Origin of the sequence: Bartonella gliris (assembly GCF_045277155.1) — a bacterium.
GTDB lineage: Bacteria > Pseudomonadota > Alphaproteobacteria > Rhizobiales > Rhizobiaceae > Bartonella > Bartonella gliris.
In genome coordinates this window covers 1732815-1743893 of record NZ_CP123962.1, presented here as the reverse complement: position 1 = coordinate 1743893, position 11079 = coordinate 1732815, and the positions used below count along the sequence as shown (strand labels likewise).

The following is an 11079-nucleotide window of genomic DNA, read 5'->3' as shown; positions in this document are numbered from 1 at the left end:
GCTTTCTCAACATCCTCTTTTTTCTCTGCGGTTTGCCAAACTTTAATACAGAAGATCATTGTTTCTCTCTGGACACTTTTGATCATCAAATACGATCTCAATTATACATCAGAAAAGCATAAATTATAAAAATAATATTTTATAGTTCATTGATTTTTATATATTTTTTAATATCATAATGATGGGAAATAATTGGAGGGGGGGGGAATTCATTTATGAAATACAAATAGAAAACAATTTTTGCAATTGCTTTTGCATTTTCTTGTTGTTTAAATTTCAATTCCTACACTAAAGAGAAAGCTTTTGCCCATACTCAGCAATATAAGATACAGCCAAGAGGAGGAGCATACCGTTCAACAAATGTGACACTCATCAACAACCTTGATATACCTTTACAGTTAATTGATTAAGCTCTTGAGGGTGGACAATAGGCTTATTATTCTAAATCTTACATTCCTTCAGGGATGTCAGTAATCTTGGGTACAGCATCTCACGCTTGGCTTTATTTGGCTTGATGGAGCCGGCGGGTTGGGTAAGATATCGGGTAAAGGATGATAACACTCTTAAAAATTTCAATGGTACAATCCATTTTGGGGAGCAAATAATTACTCGGCAACAGCATCCAACAAAGATTATGATTTTTCAAGATTAGGCGGCGTGGGTGATAATACATCAACAACTTGGACTGGATACAGAAAAGCTCCAATAAAAAATTATACTGTTCTTGCTAATGGCTGATCTGCAAGCATGGCGTTTAAACACAGGCAACCCGAATGCATCGGATAACAGAGAACCATGGCTAAAAACAAATAAAACAGTTGCAAACGCAATAAAATCGCACAAAGCTACATTTCATATCGTGAATGGAGATTTAACAGAATTTTGTCGACCAACAACCTATCATGATTACATCAGATGTATACAAAAACCTCGGTTTTCCTGTCTATGAAGGATTGGGCAATCATGATTAGGCCAATAATGTTGATGATTGTACAATTCCTGAATTATTAAATTTTTCTAAAGATACGTGTGCCATAAGTGCCGTTAAAAGAATGTGGAGTGAGATAAAAAAATACAGCAATGCTTTAAATAATTTTAATAAAGACAGAACAGAAACATGGTTCTCTGGACATGGCACAACGACCTATGTTTTCAGGGAAAGTTTGAGCTATTCATGGGACTTTGGAGATATTCACCACATACAGCTTCACAATTATCCAATGTATACTGTTAATTTAAATGCAAGTGGCACCATCGTGAAAATAGCCAAATCTCTAGATTGGCTAAAAAAGATTTAGCCGCTGCTGATGCAAGAGGTCAGGTTACAATTATAAATTTCCACGACGCAAAAAAAGCTTCTCCTTTTGCTTCATATTTTCTTGATCCCAAAAACACTCAAGATTTACAAATATTCAAATCAATCATTACAAGCCATAACGTAAAAGCAATTTTTGTAAGACATACGCATCATCAATCCTCTTGTCGCGCCAAAGATAATAAAGTCTTCGTCAATATCCCTCTATACACAGCGGGAGCGCTCTTTAGAGGAGACTACTCCCTCCTAGAAGTAAAAGGGAAAAACATTCACGTTAAAGCCTATAATGGACAAACAGGGAAAGAAAAATCACAATGTCAAACTTTGAATGCATGAGAGATGGCTTTAAAGAGCCACTTCGTGATGTCTTCAAACATCAGACTTCTTTTTTTACTGAAAACTAAGCTGCCTTTACAAAGAATGAATCACGAGAAGATAAGCTCTCTCTTGTAGATATTGAGCTAAAAATGGAATGCACCACTTTTGGTATTATTTATACTATTCACAGAAGACATACACAAAGAAAATATGTTTTCTTATGTACCGTAATATAACAGCATCTCCTCGGATAAACATATTTTTTGAACGATAACAGGGGGAATTTCTGAAATTATCCAACACAGTGCATTGCTTTTAAAGCATAAAAACAGTGCATAGAGTGCATAAGATCGTTTAATATTTTAGTCATTTTTCAAATACTCTTTTATTATGGAATTTATTATAGAAGCGTATTAGAGGACAACAAAAGCTGTTCAATGACAGGTTTTGATGTTGTTTAACAAAAATCTCCCTCTGTGTTTCAAAAAGTTGGCGATACATTTTCTTTCTTAAATTTTTCATAATCTTTAAGAAGCAATGAAGACTATAAATTGCTCTTTCCCCTTATCCACTCTCCTAGTTATTCAAACTGACGAGAGCACAACCCCATCTATGCTTTTTGCACAGCAGATGATAAAAATGCACAATCTTCTAGTGAGGAAAAAGAGAGCAGCAGACCACTAAAAGAAGAATTTGAAGTATCCATCATAGAGTTTGTAGTTATCATAGCCTTTTGTGTTATGGATCTTAGTTGGTTCTTTGACGTGCTTTATTACCTTTATCCCCCCTGACTACAAGCTTCCATTTCTTCAATAAATCGCTTCCATTTCTTCCATAAATAAAGTAAAAGTTGCATATTTTTTTCTGCTGTGTAAATAATATGCTAGAATACTAACGAAGCTGTGCGTACTGAATTGAGAAATATGGGGGGAAAGTTAATGAATGAATTGATTACGCGTCGCGACGAAGAAATTTCAGACGAAGAACAGCCCACCCCACCCACGGAAGAATACGGAGTATTAAAGTACGCACTCTTCATTGTTCTCTTGGATATTCGTGGACATATTAAAGGCATATTAAGAATCATAAAAAAAAACAAGTTTTTTCATGCTATTTGGGGGTACTCTGGTTTTCTTACTATTCTTAGGACCTCACTTGGAGTTTCAAACATTAGAGACTAGATTAAAGATTAGAATAGCTTTCACAATCATGTTACCTGTATGGATTATTCTAGGCTTTGGCGCTATGTTCCTCAGTTGGTTCTATGACATACTCTTATTACGTCTCGCACCACCTGATATTAATTTTGCACTCTTTGATTGATGTTACCGAATAGAGGAGCAGCACACCATTAACCACAGAACTCATACACAGCGCGGTTAACTAAAAAACTGCTTAGCTACGTCGATACCTTACTTACTTTCTCACTTCCCCAGTTTTTTTGAAAATCCTTAAGGGTCAATGGGATTATAGCAACCATTGTCTCTTCTCCAATCTTCTAGCTGTTCAAATTCGCTAAACCACAGTCCCCTTCGTGCTTTTTGCGCGGCAGATTGTAGGTTTTATAATCTGTAGGGTGAGGGAAAATAATGCTGATCTTTTACCAAAACCATCATTCCTTCGGCACCCCTTCGGCAAACACCAAGCGCGCAAGATCAACCTCATCAACAAAACACTACACATAATAAACCTGTTGAATGACACATGCTTGCCGACAAATAACATTTTTATCAATTGTTTTGACACAGGTTACACTTTACCTTGCAATGTCTCTCAACAATCGCCTTAATTCTAAAGAACTTAATAAAGAATTATGAAATTTTAAAAAGCTGGTCTTGCTATATAGTATTTATATTAAAAACAAAATTTCATTATGTTTACTTGAATATAATATAATGTATAAATCAAATCCCATCAATTAAGAACATATGTAACTATATTGTATTCTTAAGAAGTTAAAAATAAAAAATATAATATATTTCAATCTTAAAATATTTTTTAAATAAGTAAAAATAATAGATCAACATTTTAATTAAAACACTAAATGAATAGTTGACAAAAACAAATAATTATGAAAATAATAATACATTTAATACAAAATGCATTAATTAAGTTTTTGTATTAAATGTATATTAGACAGATAAAATAATATGCATCATGAATAGATATCATGATAATTCTATGTTTAGAGAGTGCAATAAATAAAATTTATTTTTAAAGATTGTAAGTGGTGATTATGATGAAAATATTTAAGCATTGTGTAGTATATTTTGTTACAATAGCTCTTTTCTTTTCACAGGTTTTAGGAGCAAATGCTCATTCTTTGAATAAGAGCTCTCAAGATTCTGATTTCATTTCTATAATGGAACAAGACAACAAAATTACGAGAGTCATTAATATGATTTCAAGTTATATTTCAGAACAAAAAACTGAAAAAAATGTTAAAAAGGTAGCGGCTCTATTCGGATTTGAAGCAGCAATCTTTGGTTTGATAGCGTATTTTGTATATTTCTTCACGCGCAGGACAGATTCACGTCGTACATCCAATCAAAGGGCATTCGATGCTTTTGCTCATAGCGCATGGGCACTGAATTAAGATATTTATTTAATGATATTTTAATATCTACTGTTCGATGTTTCATATTAATAGACCGTGATTCAAACATCGCGGTTTATATATTTCTTTAATTCATCAACACTAGTAAGTTTATCCTGTTACCCCATAAACACTGTTCTTTAGAATGGAAATAATAAGGCATTTTTTCTTTTTTCATTATAATTGAAATAGCTTTCAAGCTCTTTATAAGCATAAATATTGCTATTCTCGTTGTACAATCCACAAGCACATGAACATGCATATTTAAGAATACAGCACCGCCCCTCTTTTATTTCATTAGCATTTAGAATTAATAGAATTGCACATAACCATACACCACCATCATAAAAACAGTAGGATGCCCCATTCACCACCCAATTTGACTTTTTATTCCAATAGATCTCTCCCCCTTCATCAAATAAATTTAGTGTGCTTGTATTCTTTAGTAACATGGCAAAAAGATAGGCTTCTACCTTATGTAAGGAAACCAATACTTAACAAACCAATACCTAAAATTGACCTCGGCTCACTTTGCTACTTCAACAGTCTCAGCTATCATCCCCCATTTTAACGCTCTCACCCCGTATCTTAAACAATATATACTTTATGCGTCTTTTCTAAATGCTTGATATTTTCCATAAATTATTAAAGTTGTGTTTTTAGCCTCCCAAATTTTGAGTAAAAACACCTACAAAAATGACAATTTTTGTGACTTATCATTAAAAAGATTGTCGGCACGCGGGAGCATTTTTATTTTGCTTATTTTTTACCTCTATTCATCAATTTTGCTATAGAAATTCTGTTTTTATAGCGTTTTTTAGCTTATTTTTCTCCTTCTAACCAACCGTTATAAATCGCAATACCATTGATCATAATCCCTTTTTATAAAAAAGAGAAAAAGCATAACTTCAAGTTATCATGTGATAAAGGAAGAGAAGATATCTCTCTGTATCATCAACGATGAAACAGCTTGTGCTAAAATAATTGTTTTCACTTCTTTCATGAAGAACACAAATAAAAATAGAGAAGCTATTTTGAAAGCAACCGTATCTTAATGGATGAACACTCCACCTCTCTGAAAAAGCATACAAAAAATTCCTGTGCCTCGTTTTAGTTTGATTGGTAAGATTCTCAATATAAACGTTTAAGTGAATGTGCCAGTTTAAAACCAATCACAAACTGGCAAATGGCCAATTACAAACTAGCAAATTACAAACTAGCAAATGGATTGTAAGATCCATTATCGCGCCGCCACTGTGAAGGTTCGGTAAAATCACTTGACCAAAGACCAACCTTGTTGTTGCGTGCTGCTTCTTCAGCACTCAGATACTGTACTGGAGCAGGATTTTTACTCTCTTTTGAGAGCACTAACATACCCTCTGCAAGACCTGCTTCAGCTAAATCAACCCCTTGAACAAAACATTGCGCATAAGAAATACCATTGTGTATCAGAGCCTGTTTACACGATACATCCTGACCAAGCGTTTTAGTAACCAACCAAGCTGTTGTAATTGCGCCACATGGCCATTCTTGATTGTTTAATTTTGCTTTTTGACGCGGTGAACATGTATCCACACCATAGAGATGAATATTGCGTGTAATATGAGTACGCCAAGATTGTGCAACAGGGGTTACCAATTTAAAGGTGACACCACTGGTAACAGATGCCATACCATGAAAAACAGATGCATTGTTTCGTAAAACACTCTTCTGCAACTTGGGAGTCGGTTCGTTTTTTGCTAATTGCTGTTTGACGATAGGTTCACTTGGCTTTTTTTCTTCCAAATGCAGATCAATAATATCTTGAATGTCTTGCATTTTAAACGTCTTGAAAAGACTTAAGTCTATTTTATCTTTATATTGGCTTACCCCCCACAATATAGACCCCACAATGTAGACAATGACGATCAGTTTAAATCGTATGAATCTAACGCATTCGCTCAAAAAATTCATCGTTTCTACGCTCCTTCAAGTTTTATGAACAACTTACCTACTCTTGAAAAGAGAACTCTAAGCAATATGCGTTGAACATGAACCACGTTTTGCAAACAAAAATATTATTTGTACATTTTTAGATATTTTCATCTTGATAAAGATATACAACTTAAAATTGTCATTTTTGTATGGCACAACTAAAAAAAATCTTCTGTCTCTTAGAGAAAATTTGAGAGTGGACATGAATCACAATCAGGCTTGTAGGGAAACAAAAACAGCCGAGAAAAGCTTAGGCTGTAAGAGTTTTGAAACGTGAAGAACATTCATTCTTTAGAGGCAAGAGAATGTCAACACATAAATAAATATTTTTTTAAAGAGAGGTAAAATGACCGACAATATATCCAAGAACATCACTTTTATCGTTATCACGCTGCTGTTAACAGTGCTCGTTTTGTCGAATCCTTCTTATGCCGCTCAAACTGCAAGTGGGCTAGGAAAACTTGATACTGTTTTAGACAGTATTGTTACGATGATGACGGGTAACACGGCAAGGCTCATTGCGATTATCTGTGTTGCTGGCGTGGGCATCGGCTGGATGTACGGTTTTATGGATTTACGCAAAGCCGCTTACTGTATTATTGGCATTGGCATTGTTTTTGGAGCACCCGCTCTTGTTGGTGCATTAACGGGCATGGGCGCGGCATAAATGAACGAAGATCCCCTTTTTCTTGCCTGTACGCGACCAGCAATGTTTGCCGGTGTTACTATGGAAGCAATGGCACTGAATGTCATGGCAACAACTATTCTCTTTATTCTAACGAGCAATTTTACAATGATTGGTTTTGGCATTGGCATGCACTTTGTTTTGCGCGAAGTAACAAAATACGACCATAACCAATTTCGCGTCTTATTTGCTTGGCTCAATACCCGTGGAAAACAAAAAAATCTTAGCAGGTGGGGAGGGGGATCAACATCTCCCTTGCGCCTTATTCGTACTTATAAGGAACTGAACTGGTGAAACAGATGTCAATCATGAAACGGGAATCTTTGCCTGAAGAACACATTCCCTACATACGCCACGTCAACCAACACGTCATTGCATTAAATTCACGCTGCTTAATGACAGTGTTGGCTGTTGAGGGTGTAAACTTCGACACTGTGGATATCGATCAATTAAATTCCTTACATAACCAATTAAACACACTCTTGAAAAATATCGCGGATGAACGTGTTGCTTTATATTCTCACATCATCCGCCGGCGCGAAACGATTTATCCAGAGAGCCGGTTTTCTTCTTCTTTTGCTGCAACACTAGATGCCAAATACAAAAAGAAAATGGTTTCGCAAGAGTTGTATAGAAATGATCTTTTCCTTTCTCTGCTGTGGAATCCGGCATCAGATAAGACAGAACAGCTCGCTTCATTTTTTCAGCGTTTAACAAAAGCAAAAAAAACACAATCTGAACCCGATATGGAAGCCATTCGTAAACTCGAAGAGTTAACGCAAGATCTTATGCAAGGGTTAGAGAGCTATGAAACGCGCCTCTTGTCAGTCTATACACATGAAGGCATTTTATTTTCCGAACAAAGTGAGTTTCTCCATCAATTGGTAGGAGGAAGGCGTGAACGTATTCCCCTCACCTTTGGTACCATTGCCTCAACGATTTACTCAGATCGTGTCATTTTTGGCAAAGAAACAATCGAAATTCGCCATGAAAGCAATGAACGCTTTGTTGGCATGTTTGGATGGAAAGAATATCCCTCTAAAACACGCCCAGGTATGACTGATGGCTTACTTACCGCACCGTTTGAATTCATCTTAACACAATCTTTTGTCTTTAAGAGTAAAGCAGCTGCGAGTGTCATTATGAGCCGCAAACAAAATCAAATGATTAATGCAGCAGACCGTGCCAGCTCACAAATTGATGCGCTTGATGAAGCATTAGATGACTTAGAGTCAAATCGTTTTGTTTTGGGCGAACATCATATTTCTTTAGCCGTTTTTGCTGATCATCCCAAAATATTGACTGAAAATCTCTCAAAAGCACGTTCGCATTTAACCAATGGTGGAGCAGTTATCGCCAGAGAAGATTTGGGATTAGAAGCAGCATGGTGGGCGCAATTGCCAGGAAACTTTAGCTATCGTGCGCGCTCTGGTGCCATTACCAGCAGAAATTTTGCGGCTTTATCGCCCTTTCACTCTTTTCCCATTGGCAAATTGGAAGGCAATGTTTGGGGAACTGCTGTAGCATTGCTGAAAACACAGGCTGGTTCACCTTATTATTTTAACTTTCATTATGGTGACCTTGGCAACACCTTTGTTTGCGGTCCATCGGGATCTGGTAAAACCGTGATTGTTAATTTTCTTCTCGCACAATTACAAAAACATAACCCGACAATGGTTTTTTTCGACAAAGATCAGGGAGCGGAGATTTTTGTGCGTGCTGGAGGTGGAAAATATAAACCTTTGAAAAACGGGCAGCCCACTGACATAGCGCCGTTAAAAGGCATGGAATACACGGAAAAAAACAAAATCTTTCTTCGTAATTGGGTCTTAAAGCTTGTCACAGCTGAAGGGCAAACAGTGACAGAAGAAGAGCGACAAGACATTGCCAGAGCCATTGATGCTTTGGAAACTCTACCCCATGCACAACGCTCTCTTGGTGCGCTTCAACTGTTTTTTGATAACACATCAAAAGAAGGCATTGCCATACGGTTACAACGCTGGATCAAAGGCAATGATTTGGGGTGGGTTTTTGATAACGACCAAGATGATCTCAACTTAGACTCACACTTCATTGGTTATGACATGACCGATTTCTTAGACAATGAAGAAATTCGGCGTCCCTTGATGATGTACCTGTTTAACCGCATTCTCGATCTTATTGATGGACGACGCATTATTATTGTCATTGATGAATTCTGGAAGGCACTTGAAGATGATTCCTTTAAAGCTTTTGCGCAAGATCGCCTCAAGACAATCCGTAAACAAAATGGGATGATGCTGTTTGCTACGCAAAGCCCAAAAGACGCTTTGAACTCAACAATCGCACACACGATTATTGAACAATGCCCCACCCAAATATTCTTTCCCAACCAAAAAGCAAATTACAACGATTATGTTGAAGATTTTAAACTGACTGAGCGTGAATTTGAACTGATACAGTCAGAATTAAGCAGAGAATCCCGTCGTTTCCTCATCAAACAAGGACAAAGTTCCGTCGTTGCAGAACTCAACTTGCGTGGAATGAACGACGAGATCGCCGTCTTAAGCGGCACAACCAAGAATATCGAACTTGTAAACCAAATTATCAGCGAATATGGAGCAGACCCCGACACATGGCTGCCCATCTTTCACCAAAGGAGAGAAAATCAATGAAAAAATATGGCCTAATCACACTTTTATCTTTGTCTTGCATCTCTCATGCGATGGCACAACCCCCACAAACTGCTGATGAATATTATGAAAAGGCAGTAGAAGGCACGCAACAATCGGAGACGACAAACTCAGAAACAGCGGAATCCCTTTATAAATCTGCAAATGCAACTATGCAAGAAATTGAGGCAATAAAGAAAAGACTTGAGGAGATCAAATCATCATCAGAGCGTAAACCCGAAGAAGTGCAGGTTCTTCAACAAGCACTCCAACTAGAATTGTCCTTTCTTCAAGCAAAACTTCAAGCGGATACTTTAAAGATTCAATCGCTTGCTGCGATACACGCGAAAACTGCAAAAACAACAGAAGAAATTCATGAAGAGAAAGCAAAAGAAGAGCATAAAGAAACTGCAAAAAAATTAAAAGAAGAGCTTGATAAAGCAAGGAAGGGGCTAAAGAACTAATGAAGAAGGACTTTGCTTCACACCCATTTGAGAGCACTTCTGACTATATTATAGACCCACTCAACACTGCGATGGACACAATGGTGAGTGGTTTGTCTGCTGCTATTTCGGCACCACTTAATCTTGCCTCGATCATTTTTATTTTTTTATATGGCTATAATGTTATGACTGGTCGCGTCGCCCTTTCGATGCATAGTCTTCTCAATAATGTCGTGAAAATCGTTCTTGTGTCAACAATTGCAACGAATGCGGACATATTTAATATTTATGTCAAAAATATTTTCTTTAATGATCTAGCAAATGCTATTGGGAATGCACTTAACAACAATCCCACGGGTTCTAATGTCTTTGACTTTATCTTGTTACAGACGAGCCTTCGTTATCAAGAAGTCCTAGCGAAGGCTTGGTTTTTTGAAAAGATCATGGTTGGTCTTCTTGGCTCTTTAATGATTATGGCCGTTATTGTTTTTTGTATAGGTGGTTTTATTGTCCAAATATTTGCACAAGTTGCGCTTGTAATGATTATAGGTCTTGGACCGCTTTTCATTAGCCTCTATTTGTTCAACGCAACCCGAAAATTTGCCGATGCGTGGATTTCGACACTGGTCAATTTTACCATTTTGCAAGTTCTGGTGATCATGCTCGGAACGATTATGTGCAACATTATCTTACATGTTCTCGATAGCAGCTATGAGTCAATCTACTATCTGTTCCCGCCTGTTGTCGTTATCGCGATAGTAGGGATGATTCTTTTTCGCGCACTTCCTGGTATTTCCTCTGCTCTTGCCAGTGGTGGACCATACTTTAATGCTGGTATCTCTTCAGGAGGACAGATTGTTAACATGCTTTCCAGTGGAGCTAAAGCTGGTAAAAACGCAGCAAAAGGTGCAGCGTCTAAATTCTCTGGTGCAGCAAGTGTTGCAGCAAAAGCCGCAAAAGCTGGAGGCCGGGGCGCATTTTAACATCAGACATTTCTTTTAGAAGAGCCCCGTCTTTATCTTTACAGTGAACGCGCTAAAGCGCGTTCACTCCGCACACGATGCATAAAACATTTGTATCCTTGGTTTCACAAGACC

The 11079-nt window shown here is 37.1% G+C and carries 7 protein-coding genes and 1 pseudogene; 7 read left to right on the top strand and 1 reads right to left on the bottom strand.

Going from position 1 to position 11079, the window contains the following annotated elements; translation table 11 throughout:
- Positions 1–657: 657 nt before the first annotated feature.
- Both QHG54_RS07800 and QHG54_RS07795 read left to right on the top strand, forming a co-directional pair.
- Positions 658–1618, top strand: a pseudogene (locus tag QHG54_RS07800) (metallophosphoesterase); the annotation flags it as partial.
- Between the two features lie 2251 nt (positions 1619–3869).
- Positions 3870–4229 (top strand): hypothetical protein, encoded by a 360-nt coding sequence (locus tag QHG54_RS07795; RefSeq protein ID WP_396335818.1) that lies wholly within the window; start codon positions 3870–3872, stop codon positions 4227–4229.
- A gap of 1209 nt (positions 4230–5438) precedes the next feature.
- Here the strand turns inward: QHG54_RS07795 and QHG54_RS07790 are convergent.
- Positions 5439–6182 carry a hypothetical protein gene (locus tag QHG54_RS07790; RefSeq protein WP_406604145.1) on the bottom strand — a complete coding sequence of 248 codons (744 nt, stop codon included), beginning with the start codon at positions 6180–6182 and terminating at the stop codon, positions 5439–5441.
- 367 nt (positions 6183–6549) lie between these two features.
- Here QHG54_RS07790 and QHG54_RS07785 point away from each other — a divergent pair, with 367 nt between their 5' ends.
- From QHG54_RS07785 to QHG54_RS07765, 5 genes are read left to right on the top strand one after another with little or no spacing between them, the layout of a single operon-like run.
- Positions 6550–6870, top strand: coding sequence for a TrbC/VirB2 family protein (locus tag QHG54_RS07785; RefSeq protein ID WP_406604144.1), 321 nt, complete (start codon positions 6550–6552; stop codon positions 6868–6870).
- Positions 6871–7182 carry a type IV secretion system protein VirB3 gene (locus tag QHG54_RS07780; RefSeq protein WP_317993700.1) on the top strand — a complete coding sequence of 104 codons (312 nt, stop codon included), beginning with the start codon at positions 6871–6873 and terminating at the stop codon, positions 7180–7182.
- Positions 7183–7187: 5 nt separating this feature from the next.
- Positions 7188–9542, top strand: coding sequence for a VirB4 family type IV secretion/conjugal transfer ATPase (locus QHG54_RS07775; RefSeq protein ID WP_317994073.1), 2355 nt, complete (start codon positions 7188–7190; stop codon positions 9540–9542).
- A complete protein-coding gene (locus QHG54_RS07770) occupies positions 9539–10003 on the top strand; it encodes a type IV secretion system protein VirB5 (protein WP_406604143.1) in 465 nt (154 codons plus the stop codon). The genes QHG54_RS07775 and QHG54_RS07770 overlap by 4 nt, the downstream gene beginning before the upstream one ends.
- Positions 10003–10965: a type IV secretion system protein gene (locus QHG54_RS07765; RefSeq protein WP_406604142.1), complete on the top strand. Its 963-nt coding sequence runs from the start codon at positions 10003–10005 to the stop codon at positions 10963–10965. The genes QHG54_RS07770 and QHG54_RS07765 overlap by 1 nt, the downstream gene beginning before the upstream one ends.
- The last annotated feature ends 114 nt before the right edge of the window (positions 10966–11079 follow it).

Bases quoted from the DNA above. Each gene is read 5' to 3' on its own strand.
- QHG54_RS07780 (WP_317993700.1), top strand. From the start codon at position 6,871: ATGAACGAAGATCCCCTTTTTCTTGCCTGTACGCGACCAGCAATGTTT.
- QHG54_RS07790 (WP_406604145.1), bottom strand. From the start codon at position 6,182: ATGAATTTTTTGAGCGAATGCGTTAGATTCATACGATTTAAACTGATC.
- QHG54_RS07795 (WP_396335818.1), top strand. From the start codon at position 3,870: ATGATGAAAATATTTAAGCATTGTGTAGTATATTTTGTTACAATAGCT.
- QHG54_RS07775 (WP_317994073.1), top strand. From the start codon at position 7,188: ATGTCAATCATGAAACGGGAATCTTTGCCTGAAGAACACATTCCCTAC.
- QHG54_RS07785 (WP_406604144.1), top strand. From the start codon at position 6,550: ATGACCGACAATATATCCAAGAACATCACTTTTATCGTTATCACGCTG.
- QHG54_RS07765 (WP_406604142.1), top strand. From the start codon at position 10,003: ATGAAGAAGGACTTTGCTTCACACCCATTTGAGAGCACTTCTGACTAT.
- QHG54_RS07770 (WP_406604143.1), top strand. From the start codon at position 9,539: ATGAAAAAATATGGCCTAATCACACTTTTATCTTTGTCTTGCATCTCT.